The following is a 21,076-nucleotide window of genomic DNA, read 5'->3' as shown; positions in this document are numbered from 1 at the left end:
GGTTTTCCTACTGCTTATTCGCCCTTAAGTTAGTCTTGATTAAAGCGTTCAAATTGTTGCCGACGGATCTCCAATAAGCGTTGGGCACCGATACGATCCAATTGCTGCACATAGTTGGTCCAATCCTTTTCAAAATTCCATTCACCTGTAATGAACTTTACCCGCGATTGTTCCACATGGGTTGAGATATCTGTAACGATCGTTGACAATTCCGCTGCTTCTTCTTCCGTTGCCATAAATGTCGGCAGCATGTATTCCGGCATATATTCTTCTTTGACATCATCATAGACAGCCGGTTCTTTGCCAAACGCTCGATCTCTGATTTCTTGATCCAATTCCGCATAAGGGAAATAGCCTCCATACACATTATCGACCCACTGGAAAGCACCGAGTTGCGGCCCGTTTTGATAGTTTAAGATTTCGTCAATATAGACCATGTGCCCATCTTCGTCAACTTCATAGGTCACTCCTTCTTCTCCTAAATAAGCAAAAATCTGCCCTTCAGGACTATAGAAGTAATCCACCCACTCAAGAAGTAATCCTGGATCTGCTGCATCCTTCGTAATGATAAATGCGGAAGTACCAGAAACAGGCGGTTCCGTATAAAGTGTCTTGTCGCCATAAGGTCCTTCAATGACATTGATCGGTGTATACGTTTCTGGTCCAAATGGGCCAATGAAATCAGGATCGACCCACTGGAAGAGACCAACTTTGTCTTGGGCAGCATCCGCTCGCCATTTGTCATCATCCACGCCGGCAAAGGATTGTTTTGCAACTAATCCTTCTGCATACAACTCTCTTAGGTACATCCAGACTTCCCGCATCCGTTCATGGTTGATGGTCAACTGTAATTGCCCCGCTTCATCCACAAACAGCATATTCCCCATCGCCTGTCTGCCGCCTGTCCCCAATCCATAGGAAGCCATCAAGACCTTTTCCAGTCCGCCGGCTAACCAGCCACTTGGCATATAATACCCTTCTCGTCCTTCCCCGCTCGCTACAAAAGCAGCTAGAACCTCTTTCAGTTCATCTGTTGTACGAGGCACATCCAAGGACAATTCATCCAGCCAATTTTGATTGATATACAGTCGAACCGTTCGCCCGCCGCTCATTGGATCCAAAGACATATACGGCAGCGAGTACATATGACCATCCGGTGCTGTTAACGTCTTTTTGACAATCGGATTTTCATCTAAGATTTTTTGCAGATTCGGCGCATGTTCGGCAATCAGATCTTCTAATGGAATGAACAATCCTTGCTGTCCGTATTTCACGATCTCATCATTGCTCCAGCCGGTCTGATAAAAGGCATCAGGCAGCTTTCCTGATAGAATCAAATTCTTCTTTTCCCCAAACTCTTTTACTTCTTCCCACTGTACTTTGACTCCAGACTTCTTCTCGTACTCTTGCCACATCCACAGGTCTTCGCTTTTCGGCCTCACGTCTGTAAAATCATTCCTCATTAAATGAATCGACTTTACGTCATCTGCTACTTTTTCACTTGGACTAGATTGGCAAGCCGACAACAGCCAGACGAAGGACAACAAAAACAATAGCACTTTTTCATACAGTTCTCTCCTTTTTATACATTCGAACAACGGGCGACATCAAAAATAGACTCCTTTCATTTTGTTGAATTTGTTGAAATACAAATATCCAATCCCATAAGCAGGCAATCCGATCCCTAAACAGATCCCTAAAAATGGATAGTAACGATAAAGAAAACTAACCAATCCAAGAAGTCCCATACTTATTAACAGCTGAACGGGACAAATAAACACAAACAGTAACGGCTGTAACCAACGATGGACTTTGTCTAATGAAAAATAAGCATGCACAGGGAAAAATGTGATCGCCAGCAATAAAATAATCAGGAGATTCGTCCGCATCGTAAACTCAAACAAGAAATTGGTGGGGTAATCACTCGCTAATGTGTGATGAACCCCAATAACGAAACCAGTCAGAACAATAGCCGCAACATGGAACCAGCGATTTTTTTGTTTGTTGTGCCGATATTGATCTGAAAAAATTTCTTTGAGAGGAGCTTCATTTTTCTGCAGAATCCTTTTTCGAATGCAATCGTAGACAGTAATCGTTGCCGGTATCAGACTAAATAACACACCGCCCATAAGTGTATAGCGCCACCAATACACATTCAAAAGCATCATATCGTACACTAATTCACAAAATGCAACGATCGCTTTTAGCATCGAAACACCTCCTCATCCCTTGATGGATCCTACTAGAATGCCTTTTTCAAAGTATTTGGCTACCACAGGATAAAATAGGAGCACAGGCAGACTTGAAACGATCACTACGCTGTATTTGAGGGTCATTTTCAGCATAAGCAATTCAGATTCCGCACTACCGGCAATGATTTGGTTCATATCTTGGCCAAACTGTCCCTGAACCAGTATTTCTCGCAGAATAATCTGCAGAGGATACTTGGCACGATCCTGTAAATAAATCAACGCGTCAAAGTAGGCATTCCAGCGACCGACACCATAGAACATTGCCATCACTGCGATAATCGGGGTAGCCAGAGGCAAGACGACTTTCCATAATAACCATAAATCGTTGGCACCATCGATATAAGCGCTTTCAATCAAATCATTAGGAATATTTTGACTGAAATACGTACGCATCAAAATCATATTATAAACACCCAACGCTCCAGGTAAGATCATGACCCAAAGTGTGTTAACGATCCCTAACTGCTGATTGACTAAATAAGTGGGGATCAACCCTCCGCTAAAAAACATCGTAATCGTAAAAAATAAAGTAAAGAAACGCTTGCCTCGTAAGCCGGAACGAGACAATGGGTAGGCAGCAATCGTCGTGACGATTAAGTTGATCACTGTCCCTAAACCCGTGTAGATCACTGCGTTGCGAAAACCCGTCCAGATATCACTGCTCTTGAGCACTTCCTTGTACCCTTCAACATTTAATCCACGGGGATACAAAAGCAACGGGACCTCATAGATCCTAGTGGGATCACTGAAGGAAGCATTGACCACAAAGATAAGCGGATATAAGATAATCAGGGCAATCAGACTGACCAGTAAGATATTGATAGTATTAAACAGTTTATCCCCTTTCGTTGCTGATACTTTCATTCGTTTTCCTCCTACCAAAGACTCGATTCACTTGTCTTTTGTGCTAGTTTATTCACGATAAATAAAACAATAAAATTGATCACATTATTAAAAAGACCGACTGCAGCAGAAAAACTATATTCCCCATTAATGATCCCCATCTTGTAGGTATATGTCGAAAGCACCTCAGAGGAAGCGAGATTCGCAGCGTTCTGTAAGAGAAAAGTCTTCTCAAAGCCCACGGATAAAATGCTTCCTGTCGCCAATATCGTGGAGATCACGATGGTCGGCATGATGGAAGGAATCGTGATATGACGAATACATTGCAAGCGAGAGGCACCATCCAAGTAAGCGGCTTCATATTGATCGGGAGAGATCCCGGACATCGCTGCCGTATAAATCAACGTTCCCCACCCCACACCTTGCCAGACACCCGACCACACATAGATATGCGGGAACCATTTAGGACTTCCGAGAAAATCGATCGATGGAAAACCAAATGTATTCAGCAACATATTAATCATGCCATCTTGACTTGAAAAAAAGAATTGAACCATCCCGATCACGACAACCACCGAAATAAAATTTGGGATGTATGAAATCGTCTGAACGGTTGATTTGAACCATTTCCGATTCAATTCATTGAATAATAGCGCCAAAATGATCGGTAATGGTACACTGACCAACAAACTGTAAAGACTCAAGCGCAAGGTATTAACAATGATCTCGAGAAAAAAATAGGAAGCAAAAAACCGCTCAAAGTGCTTCAATCCCACCCAAGGGCTACCTAAGATCCCAAATGCGGGAGAATAATCTTTGAATGCGATGATCACGCCATACATTGGCCAATAATTCCAGATCACGACAAAAATAACTGGAATGATCAGCATGACGTAGAGCCACTTGTGTTTCTTTAAATCTTTTTTTAGATCCTGGAAATTTCTTTTGTTTTTACCCAAATAGTCGCTTTTTGCAACTGTACCTTTTACAGGCATCTTGAGTCCCCTCCTCCATTTAACTAGGTTTGTCTTTTTGTGTCGTTATGTTACCTTCGATGCTAAAAAAATACGTCCAATCAAATTGGAGCACTTTACCGATCCGCTTCGCTACTTCAACACTTGGTCGTCGCTTTCCTCGTTCAATCATATTGTAATATGTTCGCTCAATTTCGGATTCCTTAGCTACTTGATCCTGAGTGAGTCCATTTTTTTCACGTTGCCTAATGAGCCACTCCCGCATACAGTTCCCTCCTTCTTCGGAATGTAACGTTCCGACACACACTCATTATATGTTTCCTTATGACACTTGTCAACGACATTTAGTAACAAATAGACACTAACCGACTCTTTTTTTCTAAGTAACGGTGTGTTACTATCACGAGAGAGGCAGGTGTCATTATGTTTCCGCAAATCATAAAAAAATTACGTCTGGAAAAGAAGTTAACTCAGCAAGAAGTGGCAGACAAAATCGGGATCACACGTCCAGCTTATACTGCCTATGAATCAGGAAAAAGAGAGCCCGACTTTAGCATGCTGCAAGTGTTAGCCGATCTATTTGGTGTGTCGACCGACTATCTCTTAGGCCGATCTGATAAGAGACACCTCTATCCTAAAGTAGAAAGTGACTTGATCAGTTCCCATGTCGATGAATCAATCTCAGAAGAAGGAATCAAAGAAATCCTCACGTTCATTGATTTTGTCAAAGAACGCGAGCAAAAAAAAAGACCATCTGAATGATGGTCTTTTTTGACTGTGCCTTCACTAATCCCATGAATGCAGTCTTGTAAATAAGCTTACGCTTTGTTTACGTTTACTGCTTGAGGTCCACGATCTGATTCTTCAACATCAAAAGTCACTGCTTGGCCTTCTTCTAAAGTCTTGAAGCCTTCACCTTGGATTGCTGAGAAATGTACAAATACGTCTGTACCGTCTTCACGTGAAATGAAGCCAAATCCTTTTTCAGCATTGAACCATTTAACTGTACCTTGTTCCATTATAAAAAACCTCCTCGTGCATAAGCACTTAATTATGTGTAACATTGCTCGTGTCCGATAGAGGTGTAACAAGCGTTTCAACATCTATTCAGCAAACAAAATTACACTAATATTTTACACTTGCTACTATTTTTTTGCAAGGTAGACGATCAGCCTTCCCAGAGTCCTTCTTCTCGCAAGCTGATATATGAATTATTACCAATAATCAAGTGGTCCAGCAAGTCGATACCCATCAATTCCCCACACTTCATCAATCGTTTGGTAAAGGTAATATCCGCCTGCGAAGGTTGGGGACTGCCGCTGGGATGATTGTGCACGCAGATCACTCGGGCGGCACAGCAACGAACTGCTCCGTGATAAATTTCTCTTGGATGAGCAATCGACTGATTGAGACTGCCGATGAATAACGTCTTTTTTTAGATGATCTCATTTTTGGTATTTAGGTAGAGACACAGCAAATGTTCTTGCTGATAATCTTTTAATTCCTCCATCATCTGATTGGCAATATCCACACTGGAATGAACTCTGCCGTATTTCGGCTGTGCTGCTCGTTGGATACGGGCGCCAAGTTCTACGGTAGCTTTGAGTTCGATCGCTTTGATCTGGCCTACCCCACGAATGGCCTGCAGTTCGTCCACTGTCACGTGCTTTAGCTCATACAAGTCTTTAAACTCGTTGAGGATCTGACCAGCTAGTTCGATGACATTGAAAGGATGAGAACCCGTTCGTAAAAGAATCGCTAACAATTCTTGATTGGATAAAGCTTCAGCGCCATAATGCAATAGTCGTTCCCGAGGATAGGAACTTTGAGGAATTCCATTGTCTTTCATAAAAAAAACTCCTTTGCGTTAGTCTAAAATAAAACTACGCAAAAGAGTTCATGGTTGATGCGACACTACCAAGTATAGGCCTGCTCAAAATAATCCGGCACTTCTACCAGTGAAGGCAAGATATGCAGCACTTTTTCTTCGATCACTGACGTCGGAGCAACCAGATCAGGTACCATGATCACCGGAATGCCAGCTGCATGCGCAGCATGAATACCGTTAGCGGAATCTTCAAGAATGACTAATTGATTTTTCGGAACCCCTAAGCGATTATGGGCTTTTTCGAAAATTTCAGGATCCGGTTTCGCCCGCACAACATCATCGAAACAAACGATTTCTGGAAATTCTTGCGTCAGACCTGCGGAATCCAGCAATGTATCGATGACTCGTCGTTGGTTGCTAGAAGCAAGGATCCGCGGAATCCCTTTTTCATCCAAATAGCGCAGCAAGTCATGGACGCCCGGTTTTAGTGCTGCTTGACCTTGCTCAAAGAGCAGCAGAGTTTGATCAAAAGCGGCTTGGATGAAACGATCAACAATCTCTGGACCGAAGGCAGCATCATATCGTTCATGATAAGCCGCCCAGACTTCTTCATCTGAAACACCAACGTATGCTAGATAGACATCTTTTGTATAAGGGATCGCCATCTGATCGGCCACGATCTGTGTTGCCTGATAGTAAAGAAGCTCCGTATCAAAAATCAGTCCGTCCATATCAAAAATCACACCATTTAATTCAGCCATTTCTTCCTCCCATTCCCAACAAAAGTTCCCGAACTTCTGATACAAAATAAAGCGAACCAGTGATCAGAAGCAAGTCTTCATTGGTCATTTTTTCTAATAATTCTGCTAAGCCAAACTGCCATAGTGAAACGATCGAGATGCGCGCTTCATTCAATTGCTGGTAATCATCACTTAAATGGATCGCTTTTGGAAAATCAAATGTGGTCAAATAGATTTCAGCTTTCGGGATCGTTAACAGCTGTTGCAGCATCTCATCGACATTTTTTGTCTCCAATGCCGAAAACAAGATATGAATGCGATAGTTGGTGAATTCTTCTCTAACTGTTTCAACCAAGCGTTCCATGGCGTGCGTGTTATGCGCACCATCTATAATGATCAGCGGTTCATTGCTGATTTTCTCCATTCGCGCGGGCCAATAAGCTTTCTTTAAGCCATTGCGGACTACTTTTTCCGAAAATGGCAGTTTTTTTAACTCACAGAATAAATAATATAATTGAATAGCGACACCGGCGTTTTCTGGTTGGTGTCGACCAATCATCGGCGTTTTCAGTCCTTTGATTTTTCCGCGGTCATTCTCAAAATCAAACCACTCTCCCCAGATTTCATCCGGACGATGATACGTGACTCGATAGTCTTCTCCCAAGTGGGATACAGGAGCCTCAGATTCTGCAGCTTCAAGGTCGATTACGGATAGCGCACTTTCAGGGATCTTCCCAGTCACTAGTGGCACCTTGGGTTTGATGATCCCGGCTTTATGGGCAGCAATGGCCTCAATCGTGTCACCAAGCATATCCATATGGTCCATTCCAATAGTCGTGATGGCCGTCAAGATTGGTGTGATCACATTTGTACTATCCAAACGGCCGCCTAAGCCAACTTCTATGATAGCCACATCGACTTGTTGCTGGGCAAAGTAGCCGAATGCCAGTGCAGTCAAAATCTCAAATTGGGTGATTCCGGTCAATTCTTCTTCCTGATCCAGTTGCATGACGAGTGGTTGAAGTGTTTCGACCCATTCAATCAGCGAGTCATCTGGTATAAAACGCCCATCAATCTCGATCCGTTCATTGAAAGACTCGATATGGGGCGATGTGAACGTTCCAACTTGCAGCCCACTTTCTTCTAGAAGACTTCGTAAATAGCTGACAGTCGAACCCTTGCCGTTCGTTCCGGCAACATGGATCAATGTCAGATTTTTTTCTGGATTGCCTAATCGTTGTAGCAATGCTTCTACTCGCATCAATCCTGGACGCATCCCGAAGGTCTTTCTTCCGTGGATCCATGCAATTGCTTCTTCACTTGTCATGTTCTTCACCTCAAAATCATTTTAGCAAATCTTCCCTTTTTTTCCTAATTCTACTGCTCTTTCTCTCAGAGCGTTCCCAACAAAAATCGATAGGAAAACTACCCGATCTATAGCGGTTAGGAATTCTTTCCTCTATAGATCGGGTAGCTAGAGATCGGGTAGTTAGAGAGTAAATAGTTAGATCGGTAGTTTGCAACAGCTAGTGTTCCATAGGAATATCGATGATTAGCTTGCTGCCTCGATTCAATAAATAGATTATTGAATCGTACGCAATTGCTCGATCCGTTCTTGAACTGCTTTTTGTTTATCCAAATAATCGGCTTCTTTCGCTCGCTCTTGCGCCACAACTTCTTCAGGGGCATTGGCAACGAAACGTTCGTTTGCTAATTTCCCTTGCACGCGTTTGACCTCTTGATTGAATTTCGCCAATTCTTTTTCTAAACGGCTGATTTCTTCTTCGATATTGATCAAGCCGGCTAATGGCAAATAGATCGTTGCTCCGGATAAGATAGCTGACATCGCCAGTTCCGGTGCTTCCAGTGTATTGGAGATCACTAGCTCTTCTGGATTGCAGAATCGTTCGATATAGTTTTTGTTGGTGATCAGGAAGCTCTCGATCTCAACATCGTTGGTTTGGATCAGCAATGTAATTGGCTTAGAAAGCGGCGTGTTGACTTCCGCCCGAATGTTGCGGACAGAACGAATCAACTCTTTTAACACTTCCATTCCTTGTGCTGCTTTCTCATCCGACCACTCTGGCTGAACTTCTGGATAAGCAGCTACTACAAGCGAATCGCCTGTATGAGGCAGTTTACTCCAAATTTCTTCTGTGACAAACGGCATGATTGGGTGCAGCAAGCGTAATATTTGATCCAACACATGAACCAAAATGCTCTTATTGACTTGTTTAGCTGCTTCATTTTCACCATATAAGGTTTCTTTGCTCATTTCGATATACCAGTCACAAAAGTCATCCCAAATAAAGTTGTATAACTGGCGACCTGCTTCACCGAATTCAAAACGATCAAACAACTCAGTCACTTTCTCGATCGTTTCATTTAAACGAGTTAAGATCCAACGGTCCGCTACGGATTTCTCGCCAGAAAAATCAATATCTGTCACCGTCATTCCTTCAACATTCATCAAGACAAAACGGGACGCATTCCAAATCTTGTTGATGAAGTTCCAAGCAGCATCCATTTTTTCATAGCTGAAGCGAACATCTTGTCCTGGTGCAGAGCCATTTGATAAGAACCAGCGCAATGCATCGGCGCCATATTTTTCGATGACTTCCATCGGATCGATCCCGTTCCCTAATGACTTACTCATTTTACGTCCCTGTTCATCACGAATCAGTCCATGGATCAGCACATTTTCAAAAGGACGTTTGCCTGTGAATTCCAAGCTTTGGAAAATCATGCGGCTTACCCAGAAAGCAATGATGTCGTAGCCTGTGACTAGCGTGTTGGTTGGGAAATAACGCTGATAATCAGCACTATTTTCATCTGGCCAGCCCATGGTTGAAAATGGCCATAATGCGGAGCTGAACCAAGTATCCAGTACATCAGGATCCTGTGTCCAGTTTTCGGCATCTGCCGGTGCTTCTAAGCCCACATACATTTCACCAGTTTCATTGTGGTACCAAGCAGGAATTTGATGTCCCCACCACAATTGTCGGGAAATAACCCAGTCGTGAATATTTTCCATCCAGCGCAAGAAAGTTTGATTGAAGCGCGGTGGGAAAAACTCGACTGCCTGATCCGTCGATTGGTTGTCGATCGCTTCTTTAGCCAATGGCCCCATTTTGACAAACCATTGCGTAGATAAACGAGGTTCAACAACGACACCGGTTCGTTCTGAATGGCCAACACTGTGAATCATTTTTTCAATCTTTAACAAACGTCCGATATCTTCCAAATCTTTGACGATCGCTTTACGAGCTGCAAAACGATCCATGCCAGCATATTTACCGGCTAAATCATTCATGGTTCCGTCATCGTTCATAACATTGACCCGTGGCAAGTTATGGCGGTTACCGACTTCAAAGTCATTCGGATCATGGGCAGGGGTGATTTTTACTACGCCGGTTCCAAATTCTTGATCCACGTAAGTATCCGCAATGATTGGGATCTCTTTATTAACTAATGGCAAAATAACCTTTTTGCCGATCAATTCTTGGTAGCGTTCATCCTCTGGATGGACAGCGATCGCAGTGTCTCCTAGCATCGTTTCTGGACGAGTGGTGGCAATCTCTACGGTACCAGAACCATCTGCCAGTTCATAAGTCATGTGGTAAAAAGCTCCTTCGATCTCTTTATGGATGACTTCGATATCAGATAAGGCCGTACGTGCTTGCGGATCCCAGTTGATGATATATTCGCCGCGATAGATCAAGTCTTTTTCGTAAAGAGTTACGAAGACTTTACGGACAGCATCTGACAGACCCTCGTCTAATGTGAATCGTTCTCGACTATAGTCAAGAGACAATCCTAGTTTTGCCCATTGCTCACGAATATGGCCTGCATATTCTTCTTTCCATTCCCACACTTGGTCGACAAATTTTTCCCGACCAAGGTCATAGCGGGAGATCCCTTGTTCTCTTAGTTTTTCTTCGACTTTTGCTTGTGTCGCAATTCCAGCGTGATCCATACCTGGTAACCACAATGTATCAAACCCTTGCATCCGTTTTTGGCGAATGATGATATCTTGAAGGGTTGTATCCCACGCATGGCCTAAATGTAGTTTACCAGTAACATTTGGCGGAGGAATAACGATTGAATAAGGCTTGGCTTTTTGATCACCACTTGGTTTGAATAGATCTTTGGCTAACCATTCCTGGTAGCGTCCCGCTTCGACTTCTTGCGGGTTGTACTTTGTTGATAAGTTATCGGACATTGTTTTACCTCCTACTTTTTTTGATCAGTTCCTTCAAGACCGCTCGGCTTTTGGGAATAAAAAAAGTCCTAAAATGCCGAAGCATTTTAGGACGCAAATACGCGGTACCACCTAAATTGTAGATTTCTCTACCTCTTGGGCGTGAGTTAACGGTCACGAAGCGTTTGATTCTACTGAACAAGGTGTTCCTTGCTGTTCCAATCAAAGACTCACAAGCTACCTTCTCAGATTCCTGCTGAAAACCTTGCACCAATTGGTCTTCTCTCTGTAAAAACAGTCCGTCTGATACTCCTCTTGATCCTCGTCTTCTTTCAATTGATCTTGTTCATTCTACAATGAACTTTTTTGAAAGTCAAACAGCGATTGATCTGGCAGCGGCCAAAGCCGATTGATAGTCCGGTTCTTGAGAGATTTCAGGCACGATCTCTTCGTAGCGGATCACCCCTTTTTCATCTAAGACAAAAATCGCGCGGGCAAAATGTCCAAACTCTGGGATCATAATTTGATAGGTTTCTCCAAACGTATTTTCTGGATCATGCAGCATCAGCATATCGATCCCTTCTTGTCCACACCAATTTGCTTGTTCTTCTTTCGTATTGTTCGAGATTGTCACAAAATTAACCTCATCAATCTTACTTGCTTCTTCATTGAAGCGCTTCGTCTGCAATGCACAGACCCGCGTGTCAATGTCGGGAACAATGCTTAAGATCGTCGGTTTACCTAAGAAATCAGCCAAGCGATAAACTTTGTCATCTAAACTTTTCAGTTCAAATTCTTTGGCTTGATCCCCTACTTTTGGCTGAATGCCTGGTACTTCAAAAATGGTTCCTTTACGTGTTACTTGCATGTCATCTCTCCTATTACAGTTTTCTCCAGTATAGGAGAGAACCCGCGAAAGCCAAAAGATTTTGCTCAAAACCTACGATTTCTGAGAATAGGTATTGTCAAAAAAGATCAACGTCTGTAATTCTGTCGTCAGATCGATGTATTGGATATGAACATTTTTAGGTACATTGACGCGATCAGGGGCAAAATTTAAAATCGCTGTAATGCCAGATTCTACGATCGTATCGATTGCCGCCTGAGAATATTGACTAGGTACTGTCGAGATAGCTACAGTGATTCCTTTCTCCTGAACGATCTCAGCTAGCTGATCCATTCCATAAACATAGTGACCGTCGATGGTCTTACCGATCAATTGCGGATCATTATCAAATACAGCAACGATCGAAAGATTCTCATTGCGGCGAAAGTTGTTGTTTGCAAGAGCTTTACCTAGATTGCCAAAGCCCACTAATGCAATGTTCTTTGCTTCGTTCGTTTCTAATATATGGCTAAAAACTTCAATCAAGTAAGGAACTTCATAACCATACCCGCTTCGTCCTAATTCCCCTAAGTGGGAAAAGTCCCGACGAATCGTTGCGGAAGGAACTTGTGTGATCTCAGCAAACTCTTTTGATTTGATTCGATGGACACCTGATGCATCCAAAAATTTTAAATGCCTTAAATAAGCAGGCAGACGTTTCGCTGTTGCTTTAGGAAGTTTTTTTTCTCTTAATGCTTCCATGGTTTCCGTCCTCCTTGTTAAATAGTTCACATATCGAGTTTAGCATGCTCGTCATTGAATAGCAAGCAATTTTCACAAACTTTTAATGCTTCCTAGATTCCAGTCAAACGACTGTGAGAAATCTCTCACAGGTCCAGCATAAACGAAAAAAGACGGCTACTTGGGCACACCCTTTGTAACCATCTTTTTTCTTTAATTGCCAACAGTCAACAGCTGGTTTTTATCCCCTGATATCAAAATTTTTTCTGATGTGAAGATCAAAGAAAATCAGCGAATTCTGCTTTTTCGGAAGCTTGGATCTCTTCGATTTTCAACCCAGCTATTGCCCGCTTCATCATGCCTGTTATATCTAAGCGCTCTTCATATAAATGCACTTTCTCCAACTTCGGTCTTGTCTTAGGCTGTGGCGGAGCAAAAATCGTGCAGCAGTCTTCAAATGGCTGGATCGCCAGTTCAAACGTATCGATCTCTTGAGCTACATCAATGATTTCTAATTTATCCATCGTTGCCACCGGACGAATGATTGGCGTATTCGTTACTTCATTGATCGCCACCATACTTTGCAATGTTTGTGAAGCCACTTGGCCTAGTGATTCTCCGTTCAAAATAATCAATCCATGACGAGCTTCACGGATCGCATCTGTGAGTCGCAGCATCATCCGGCGAGTGATCGTCATCCAATAGCCTTGAGGCACATGCTTCTTGATTTCTTCTTGAACTTCAGTGAATGGGACTTCAATAAACTGAATACCGCCAACATAAGGGGTTAGTTTCTTTGTCAGATCTTTGGCTTTTTGTAGTGCCTGTTCGCTAGTATAAGGCGGGCTGGCAAAATGGACCGCTTCGATCTCTACCCCGCGTTTCATCGCAAAATAACCGGCAACGGGGGAATCGATCCCGCCTGAAAGCATCAGCATCCCTTTCCCACTCGTTCCAACCGGTAACCCACCAGCTCCTTGGATCGTCTCGTAAGAAAGGTAGGCTCCATCCATACGGATCTCTACCCGTAGATTGATATCTGGCTTTTTCATTTGAACTTTGATTTCTGGAAAGCGATCAATTACAGCATTTCCTAACGTCAAATTCAACTGATTACTGTCTTGGATGAATTGATGGTCACTGCGTTTGGCAGTGATTTTGAAGGTCTCAGTCCCTGTATAGATTTCACTCATCACTGTTTGTACGGCCTCTTTTAACACTTCGACGTCTTTTTCTACCCGAATGCTGGGAGAAAAATTTTGAATCCCAAACACTTTTTGCAATTTCAATATAATTGCCTGACTGTCTTCCCCATTCAGAAGTAAATGCATCCGATCACGTTCTGCATGAACTTTGACTTTAGGAAAGTCGGCAAGTGTTCGCTTCACATTCTCCGCCAACTGCATAATGAAACTGCGGCGGTTTTTTCCTTTGGTTGATAATTCGCCGTAGCGAACCATGATCTCTGTATAATTCACGAGTAAAACTCCTTTGTTTGTCGTTGGTATGTTCGCAACATGCTCTTATTGGCTTAATTTTGAGAACTTTTGATAAAGCTGATTAAATACAATCAAAAATTGTTCTACTTCGGCCATCGTATTACTTTCATCCAAGCTGACCCGAACTGCTGAAGTAGCTAAGCGACTAGGGACATGCATCGCATGCAATGTGCTGCTAGCCATTTTCTTGCGGGAAGAGCAGGCACTGGTCGTTGAGAGATAAATCTGTTTTTCTTCAAAGGCATGGACAAGCACTTCTCCTCTGATCCCTTCCAATGAGAAACAAAGAATATGCGGCGCAAAATGTTCGGCTCCAGAAAACACCGTCACTTTCTCATACTCAGATAATGCTTCTGAAAGGTAACTTTTCAATAAGCCCACATGGTTAGGCCGGGCAGCTTTTTGTTCAAGTGCTAGTCGCAACGCTTTAGCCATTGCAACAATTGCCGGTAAATTCTCAGTCCCGCTGCGCTGATTTTGTTCTTGCCCGCCACCGGTCATTAATGGTGCTAGCTTACGGCCTTTTTTCCAATAAATAAAACCGACGCCCCTAGGTCCATGAAACTTGTGGGCAGAAAATGTGGCAAAGTCTACCCGTTGTGGCAACCATTGCTGCTGATCAACCTTCGCAATTGCTTGAACAGCATCCACATGGAAGTGGATGCGAGGATGAGCTTCTAGAATTTCAGCGATTTGATTGATTGGCTGGATCGAACCAATTTCGTTGTTGACTGCCATCACAGAAACAAGAATCGTTTCCTTTCGGATCAGTTGCTGCAAAGCAGCGACATCTACAAATCCAGTAGAAGTAACGGGTGCGATACTCACGTCAAACCCTAGTTCCTTCAACTGTTCTGCGGTCTCACTGACCGCTGGATGTTCGATGCCAGAAATAATCAAGTGATTGCCATAAGCTTTTTTGGCGATCGCGGTGCCTTTTAAGACCCAATTGTCTCCTTCCGTCCCCCCACTGGTAAACCAAATCTCTGAAGCAGAAACTTGCAGCAGCTCAGCAATTTGCGCCCGAGACTGTTCCAAAAGACGGCTGGCTTGACTGCCAAGATCGTGAAGACTTGAAGGGTTGCCGATAATACGCTGACTAACTTTTACATATGTATCTAATGCTTGCGGATAAATTGCGGTTGTGGCGCTGTTATCAAAATAAATCAATGCTAGGACCCTTTCTTTGAAAAATTCTTTCCCATTATAACTGCTCTTTCCTGCTCTTTCAAGAAGTTCCTCTTCTTGGATCGATTTGTCGGTAGAGAATCCGCCAATTCACTAAAAAAGCCAGACAGTTTTTCACTGCTGGCTTTTGCTTTATACTAAATCACGATTCTTGAAATAGAAGTTCTCGATCCGCTTGAAAGCACCTGGTTCGACGCGTTCCAAAGCTGTCCCGATCTCATCTAATGCATCTTGATAACGATACTCTTTCGTAAACAGATACAAACTCTTATCAATCGCTGCTTTGATGTCGGCATGTGAATGACGGTAACGGTTTGCATATTGCATCATTTGTTCTGTCAATGCAGCTGCATCCACTAAATCTTTCGTTTGTTCATCAAGCATGTCTAAATCTTCTTCACAAACTGAAACCAATTTATTGATTTCTTGCATGTTGATCCGAATTTTATTCAATTCTTTGCCTAATTCTTCCACTCGGTCAGTTGCGACAAAGAAGAATTCTAAGTATTCCCCTGGTAAGCCTGGCAAACGCTGTTTCTCAACAAAACGTTTGAGGTTACGTAAACGAAATTCGAAGTTCTCTACTTTCTCTTGTGCGACCTTTTCACCACGGCGTAGATCACTTAGCGCTTCATCGATTTCAACTTGTTGCGCTTCGACATCATCTAAAATTTTGTAAGCATCTTTATAAAAACTTTGTACTTCTGAATAAGGGATCTCATGGTTTTCCAACTGCGGCAAGTATTCATTGTTGCGGCGAGCCAATTCATCGACTTCTGTTTGGAAGCCACGAACCCGACCTAATTCATTATGATTCAATGTATAGCTTTGAGCAGTATGATCCAACTCAATCAATAATTGACGATTGTTTTTCGTCGCATGATCGATGTAGTCAACAATCACTTGACGATTTTTAAGAACATATTTCTTCGCATTGATTTCACGTTCCATTACCGTATACAACGCATCGATGTCACTAGCTGTATCCCGATTAGCTACCTCCACAGAAGCAACTTCTGTTTTGGCTAAATCATTCATAGAATTTTCAACCCGTTTTTTCACGCGGTTGATATCTTCTTGGAAGTTAGCTTCAGGAAAGACGTATTTTTGATCCAATAATTTTTTGTATCCATCTTGGATTTCTTTTAATTGATCAGGGAACGTACGATTCAGCTCTTCATAAGCAGTTGGGATTCGTTTCATCAAATCTTCGACTTCATAGGTGTGTTGCTCTGCTTGTTCTAAAACTTCCCGAGCTTCGACCGGATCACCGGAAGTATTCAGCTTAACAAATTGAGTGAATTCAATCTCGATATTTTTGATTTGCTTTTGCAGTTCGTTATAAGCTGGACCAAATTCCTCTCCATGCTCCCGCAAGTTTTTCTTCAAATCTTCATAAACATCCAATGCTTTTTGGACTTCTAGGGAATTGCGTTCTTCACTTTCACGAAGTTCTTTCAAGCCGGCACGAATCTCTTCGACTTGACGTTCCATATCATCCATGGTTGCTTCCGCTTGTTCGATCGCTGTTTTAGCTTTGAAAAAGCGAATCCGTTCATTCAACTCTTCGACTTCAAAGATTTGGCTTTCCAGTTCCGCAAATGAGGAGGTGGAAATATCTGTCCATTGCTGGTTCCATTCTCGGAATGTGTTTTGGCTTTGACCCACCAAATGCATTTTTTTCACTTCATCGACTTCTTCAATGACCGGCAGATCAAACAGGTTTTCTTTACGTTTCTCTAAGACATCCAGTTTCTCCTGATTTTTCTTTCGCATAAAGTAACCGATCGCATATAAGATCGCCGCGATGACGACAATGGCAATAACGATTCCAAAGATGATATTAGTTCCCATTTTATGGTTCCTCCAATTTTCAAATCTACACTTTTCGTATGAAATCCGCGTTTTCACAGATCCGTTTTTGGGTATGTAAGGTATCTCAAATAAAAGGACCCACTTGTCCCTTTTCAAAAAAAGCATCTACGCTAGATTATAGCATAAAGAAAAAAATCAAGCATTAAATTGCGGCAAAAAAGATTGACTTTTTTGCGACTTCCTCCAATTTTTCATTCTTTTTTTAACAAGCTCTCTCCAAATTTCCTTGGAAAAGCCGAAATCAAAAAAGCTTTTTCCTGTTTTTTGGTGCCTTTTTTAAGAAATGCCTTGATTTCTCACTTTTGACACTGTACTCTAGAAAAAAGCTTGAACAGGAGTAATGCAAGATGAAAGTAGCAAAATTTGGTGGTAGTTCGCTCGCTTCAGCCGAGCAAGTGCAAAAAGTAGTTGATATTATCCAAGCAGATCCACAACGCCGTTTTGTTGTTGTTTCTGCCCCCGGTAAACGCCATGCAGACGATACCAAAGTGACTGATCTTTTATTAGCCACTTGTGAAGGACTAGCTGCATCAAAAGATGTCCGTCCCTTATTAACAGAAATTTATGCGCGTTATGCTGCCATCGCTGCCCCTTTTCAAGTGGCGCCTGAATTATTGGCAGAGATCCAAAGTGCTTTACAGCAGTTTCTGACATTGTCGCCTAATGATGACCCACATTTTCATGACAAGATCTTAGCTAGTGGAGAAGACAATAACGCTCGTTTGATTGCCGGAATTTTACAAGCATCCGGTCTAGCAGCACGTTACTTAAACCCAGAGGAGCTAGGGATCTTAGTCACTGATGAACCCCAAAACGCCCGGATCTTGCCAGCATCTTACACAAAAATCAATGCCTGGGCAGAAACAGAAGAAATTTTAGTGATCCCAGGATTTTTTGGGTATACGGAGGATGGAGAAATCTGTACTTTCTCTCGAGGCGGATCAGATATTTCTGGTGCATTGGTAGCTGCTGGTGTCAACGCGGCGCTTTATGAGAACTTTACAGACGTCGATGGTATTTTTTCGGCTCATCCAGGTTATGTCCATCACCCAGAACCTATCAAAGAACTGACTTATCGAGAAATGCGGGAACTTTCGTATGCCGGATTCACGGTGCTGCACGATGAAGCGTTGATGCCTTCTTATCGGGCAAAGATTCCCGTCGTTATCAAAAATACGAATAATCCCACACATCCAGGAACCATGATTACCAACCAACGGAACAACTTGACACAACCAGTTGTCGGTGTTGCTAGTGATGAAGGCTTCTGTATGATCTACATCCGTAAATACTTGATGAACCGAGAAGTTGGTTTTACTTTACGCGTCCTTGAGATTTTCAAAGAATTTGATTTAAACTATGAGCATATGCCGTCCGGAATCGATGATATCTCGATCATTATGAGAGCCAATCAATTAAATCCGGTGTTGGAAGAAGAATTGCTGCGCAAGATTGCTTATGAGATCGATCCAGATGAATTACGAATGACCCACGACTTATCCATGGTCGTAGTCGTTGGAGAAGGGATGCGCCAACGAGTGGGGATCACTGCAGACAGCACAGCTGCATTGGCCCGCAAGAACATCAACTTGGAAATGATCAACCAAGGTTCTTCCGAGGTCAGTATTATGTTTGGTATCCATAAAGAACAAGAGAAAGCCGCTGTTCGAACTTTGTATTATACCTTTTTTGATTGATAGTCAGTGGCCTTTCCCAACAAAGCCGCTCCTCAAATACACTTAGAACAAAAAAAGATGACCCTTGCGAATGATTTTGCAAAGGTCATCTTATTTTTATGGTTGTTCACTCGTTTCAAGTCAACTCTTCATTTTTGCTGCGATCTGATGTTCAATTTCAGCTTTGATGCGGGGCTCTGGAGCAAAACGTTCTTCCCAATCTGCAGGTTTCATGACTTTATGAGTCACAGGATGGTAATGGGGCATGCCATCTGGAAAAAGTTTGCCCATATTGGCTTCATGAACGATTTTCAAAATTGGTGCCGGATCGACACCCAATAGTGAAAAAGAGCCATAGGTGAAATACAAAAGATCGCATAAGGCATCGACTTGCTCGACTAACGTATCCGTCACTGGTTTTTGTTTGCTAGTGATCTTTTCTTTTGCTTGCTCGATTCCCTGATGCAGATCCGCCACTGACTGTGCGAACTGCTCGGGATCATTGTTGGCCGCTGCATACAAAAACTCAACTAATTCTTCTACTTTGAACCCTGCACGGAAACTGGCCTTTTCTGGTGTGAATGGCCGTGGTTGCTCCGGACGTGTCGGGTCAAAGGTTTGATGAAATTCTTCTGTCATTTCAAAAGGACTCATCTTCTTTCCTCCTCCGTTGATCTCACTCAATCAATTCGTGTATTCCATTTATTCCTCTAGTTATGTGTTATTCGATGATGCCATAGTGTCTCAGAGCCTGAGCGATACCATCTTCATTATTAGATGCTGTTACATATTTGGCCGCTGTCTTTGCCGCTTGCTGCGCATTCCCCATAGCCACCCCAATACCAACACCTTTCAACATCTCGATATCATTTTCGTGATCCCCAAAAGCCATGGCTTCCTCGATCGCGATCCCTTCATAAGCCAAAAACTCATGGATTCCCTTCATTTTCGAGCCTTTCTTGGGGACGATATCCACTGAATAGGCATTGGAGCGTTTGAAATCACAGGAAGGCAGTTTTTGCTTTAGCTTTTCTTTCTCTGATTCGGGACTCAGCATAATGCACTGATAAATTGGTTCCCGCAAAATATCCAGAGACTGATACCGTTTGGCATTTCGATTTGGACTGAATCGCTGCAGCAATTTTTTTAGCACCCCAACGGGAAACTTCTTTGGGACGAATCGTAAATAACGTTGCATCACTGGTGATTGACTCAAGCGAATCGTCAAACTGCCAGCCACTTTGGTTTCTCCGCCAAACATTACCTGCCGATAATTTTCATCTGCATATGCAACAATTTCTTCAAGGATGTTCTTCGAGAAAGGTTTGGCATAAATCAAATTTTGTTTGGTGTAGACAAACTGCCCATTATAGGTGATGAACATATCCAAATCTAAATAATCGATGACTTTCTCTAATTCTACAGGTCCGCGGCCTGTCGCCACGCCACATAAAACACCTTGTTTTCTGGCTTCTTTGATCGCTGCTCGGGTACTTGCCATCGCTTTCCCGTTATCTGCGATCAATGTACCATCGATGTCAAAAAAAATTGCTTTAATCATATAACTCCTCAAAATAGCTCCAATTGGCTAGGATTCAGTTGTTGGTAATCGATTTGCATGGCTTCGATCAACGCGCGGGCATTGTCCGCCGCATCACCGCCAGCATTATTGTTAAAAATAACAGCAACTTCTTGTGCGTGAGCCGCTGTTTCTTCGACTGCTTGACGTAGTTCACTTAATTCTTTCTCATTGTAGCGATAGAGCGTCCGATTCTTTTTGGCGTCAGGTCCGGTAGCTGTCCAACCAACATCATTTCTGCCATGAAAACGACATACGGCAAATGCCGGGTTAGTCACTAGCGGTTCTAAAGGAACCGTAGTGGAGAGTTTCTTGGGCTCATCAACAATAACCAACGAGAACTTTTGCTTGCGCATATAGGCTTGCATCGAAGAGCGGAACTCTGGCTGATACCAACTATTGTCCCGCAGCTCGATTGCTACCGGATACGCTGCAAACCACTGACGTACTTCATCTAAATACGCCACACTTTCTTTCGTACACTTAAACCGGTTGGGAAATTGTGCCAGCAAACAATAAAGCCGGCCAGCATCCACCATAGGTTGAATCGCCTGCTTGAAAGCTGTTAGTGCTTCTGCCATAGACATACCTTCCGGCAAATCACCTTGTGTCGTTACGCTTTGATGCACTTTAAGAATAAAACGGAAATTATCCGGTACCTGCGTCAACCAATTCCGCACATCCTTCTCTTTGGGTAAATAATGATAAGACGTATCCAGTTCAACCACAGGAAAGACACTGGCATATTAAAAAAGTTTTGATGTTTTTCTCTGAACAAGAGAACCATGTTCACTAAATGTCGTACAACCAATTCGAATCATTTTTCCTCACCTTGCTTGTTTTCTTATTTGATT

General features: G+C 42.8%; 18 protein-coding genes, 2 pseudogenes and 1 other annotated feature. Of the genes and pseudogenes, 2 read left to right on the top strand and 18 right to left on the bottom strand.

Annotated elements, in window-relative coordinates:
• Positions 1-29 precede the first annotated feature (29 nt).
• The 5 genes from IGJ28_RS05875 to IGJ28_RS05855 form a co-directional block, all read right to left on the bottom strand.
• Positions 30-1,544, bottom strand: a complete 1,515-nt coding sequence (locus tag IGJ28_RS05875) for an extracellular solute-binding protein (protein ID WP_438845287.1) — start codon at positions 1,542-1,544, stop codon at positions 30-32.
• Positions 1,545-1,607: 63 nt separating this feature from the next.
• Complete coding sequence (locus tag IGJ28_RS05870; RefSeq protein ID WP_252712081.1) at positions 1,608-2,210, bottom strand: DUF624 domain-containing protein; 603 nt, start codon at positions 2,208-2,210, stop codon at positions 1,608-1,610.
• A gap of 12 nt (positions 2,211-2,222) precedes the next feature.
• Positions 2,223-3,116 (bottom strand): carbohydrate ABC transporter permease, encoded by an 894-nt coding sequence (locus IGJ28_RS05865; RefSeq protein WP_003127345.1) that lies wholly within the window; start codon positions 3,114-3,116, stop codon positions 2,223-2,225.
• An 11-nt stretch (positions 3,117-3,127) separates the two neighbouring features.
• Entirely contained in the window at positions 3,128-4,090 is a 963-nt protein-coding gene (locus IGJ28_RS05860; protein ID WP_252712080.1) for an ABC transporter permease, read from the bottom strand.
• 19 nt (positions 4,091-4,109) lie between these two features.
• Positions 4,110-4,334, bottom strand: a complete 225-nt coding sequence (locus IGJ28_RS05855) for a helix-turn-helix transcriptional regulator (RefSeq protein WP_003127343.1) — start codon at positions 4,332-4,334, stop codon at positions 4,110-4,112.
• 158 nt (positions 4,335-4,492) lie between these two features.
• Between IGJ28_RS05855 and IGJ28_RS05850 the strand changes: the two genes are divergently transcribed.
• Positions 4,493-4,831: a helix-turn-helix domain-containing protein gene (locus IGJ28_RS05850; protein WP_103300561.1), complete on the top strand. Its 339-nt coding sequence runs from the start codon at positions 4,493-4,495 to the stop codon at positions 4,829-4,831.
• A 56-nt stretch (positions 4,832-4,887) separates the two neighbouring features.
• On the opposite strand, the gene IGJ28_RS05845 is transcribed toward IGJ28_RS05850, so the two are convergent.
• The 10 genes and pseudogenes from IGJ28_RS05845 to ezrA all read right to left on the bottom strand — a co-directional run bounded on the left by IGJ28_RS05845 (position 4,888) and on the right by ezrA (position 16,946).
• Positions 4,888-5,088 (bottom strand): cold-shock protein, encoded by a 201-nt coding sequence (locus IGJ28_RS05845; protein ID WP_003127340.1) that lies wholly within the window; start codon positions 5,086-5,088, stop codon positions 4,888-4,890.
• Between the two features lie 149 nt (positions 5,089-5,237).
• A pseudogene (gene radC / locus IGJ28_RS05840) lies at positions 5,238-5,918 on the bottom strand (RadC family protein).
• 65 nt (positions 5,919-5,983) lie between these two features.
• On the bottom strand, positions 5,984-6,658 hold the full coding sequence (locus IGJ28_RS05835) for an HAD family hydrolase (protein WP_171917586.1): 675 nt from the start codon (positions 6,656-6,658) through the stop codon (positions 5,984-5,986).
• Complete coding sequence (locus tag IGJ28_RS05830; RefSeq protein WP_005471605.1) at positions 6,651-7,964, bottom strand: bifunctional folylpolyglutamate synthase/dihydrofolate synthase; 1,314 nt, start codon at positions 7,962-7,964, stop codon at positions 6,651-6,653. The genes IGJ28_RS05835 and IGJ28_RS05830 overlap by 8 nt, the downstream gene beginning before the upstream one ends.
• A 255-nt stretch (positions 7,965-8,219) precedes the next feature.
• The gene (locus IGJ28_RS05825) at positions 8,220-10,859 is read right to left on the bottom strand and encodes a valine--tRNA ligase (RefSeq protein WP_003127336.1); all 2,640 of its coding nucleotides are present in this window, start codon (positions 10,857-10,859) and stop codon (positions 8,220-8,222) included.
• 84 nt (positions 10,860-10,943) lie between these two features.
• Positions 10,944-11,170 (bottom strand) — a binding site (T-box leader).
• Between the two features lie 41 nt (positions 11,171-11,211).
• The gene (tpx, locus tag IGJ28_RS05820) at positions 11,212-11,706 is read right to left on the bottom strand and encodes a thiol peroxidase (RefSeq protein WP_003127335.1); all 495 of its coding nucleotides are present in this window, start codon (positions 11,704-11,706) and stop codon (positions 11,212-11,214) included.
• A 72-nt stretch (positions 11,707-11,778) separates the two neighbouring features.
• Positions 11,779-12,426: a redox-sensing transcriptional repressor Rex gene (locus IGJ28_RS05815; protein ID WP_003127334.1), complete on the bottom strand. Its 648-nt coding sequence runs from the start codon at positions 12,424-12,426 to the stop codon at positions 11,779-11,781.
• A gap of 257 nt (positions 12,427-12,683) precedes the next feature.
• Positions 12,684-13,883, bottom strand: a complete 1,200-nt coding sequence (gene thiI, locus IGJ28_RS05810) for a tRNA uracil 4-sulfurtransferase ThiI (protein WP_195957454.1) — start codon at positions 13,881-13,883, stop codon at positions 12,684-12,686.
• 45 nt (positions 13,884-13,928) lie between these two features.
• The gene (locus tag IGJ28_RS05805) at positions 13,929-15,074 is read right to left on the bottom strand and encodes a cysteine desulfurase family protein (protein WP_081132094.1); all 1,146 of its coding nucleotides are present in this window, start codon (positions 15,072-15,074) and stop codon (positions 13,929-13,931) included.
• Between the two features lie 150 nt (positions 15,075-15,224).
• Complete coding sequence (gene ezrA / locus IGJ28_RS05800) at positions 15,225-16,946, bottom strand: septation ring formation regulator EzrA (RefSeq protein ID WP_438845286.1); 1,722 nt, start codon at positions 16,944-16,946, stop codon at positions 15,225-15,227.
• A gap of 368 nt (positions 16,947-17,314) precedes the next feature.
• Between ezrA and IGJ28_RS05795 the strand changes: the two genes are divergently transcribed.
• Positions 17,315-18,664, top strand: a complete 1,350-nt coding sequence (locus tag IGJ28_RS05795) for an aspartate kinase (RefSeq protein WP_103300554.1) — start codon at positions 17,315-17,317, stop codon at positions 18,662-18,664.
• A 120-nt stretch (positions 18,665-18,784) separates the two neighbouring features.
• Here the strand turns inward: IGJ28_RS05795 and IGJ28_RS05790 are convergent, their stop codons facing one another.
• The 3 genes and pseudogenes from IGJ28_RS05790 to IGJ28_RS05780 form a co-directional block, all read right to left on the bottom strand.
• On the bottom strand, positions 18,785-19,297 hold the full coding sequence (locus tag IGJ28_RS05790; protein ID WP_252712078.1) for an HAD family hydrolase: 513 nt from the start codon (positions 19,295-19,297) through the stop codon (positions 18,785-18,787).
• A gap of 67 nt (positions 19,298-19,364) precedes the next feature.
• Positions 19,365-20,204: a Cof-type HAD-IIB family hydrolase gene (locus tag IGJ28_RS05785; protein ID WP_138371545.1), complete on the bottom strand. Its 840-nt coding sequence runs from the start codon at positions 20,202-20,204 to the stop codon at positions 19,365-19,367.
• A gap of 8 nt (positions 20,205-20,212) precedes the next feature.
• Positions 20,213-21,043, bottom strand: a pseudogene (locus IGJ28_RS05780) (DUF72 domain-containing protein).
• Between the last annotated feature and the right edge of the window lie 33 nt (positions 21,044-21,076).

The sequence above is a fragment of the Enterococcus sp. AZ091 genome (genome assembly GCF_051714805.1).
Lineage (GTDB): Bacteria > Bacillota > Bacilli > Lactobacillales > Enterococcaceae > Enterococcus_D > Enterococcus_D gallinarum.
Note: the sequence above shows the minus strand (reverse complement) of the source record. Positions and strands in the feature narration are given on the sequence as shown.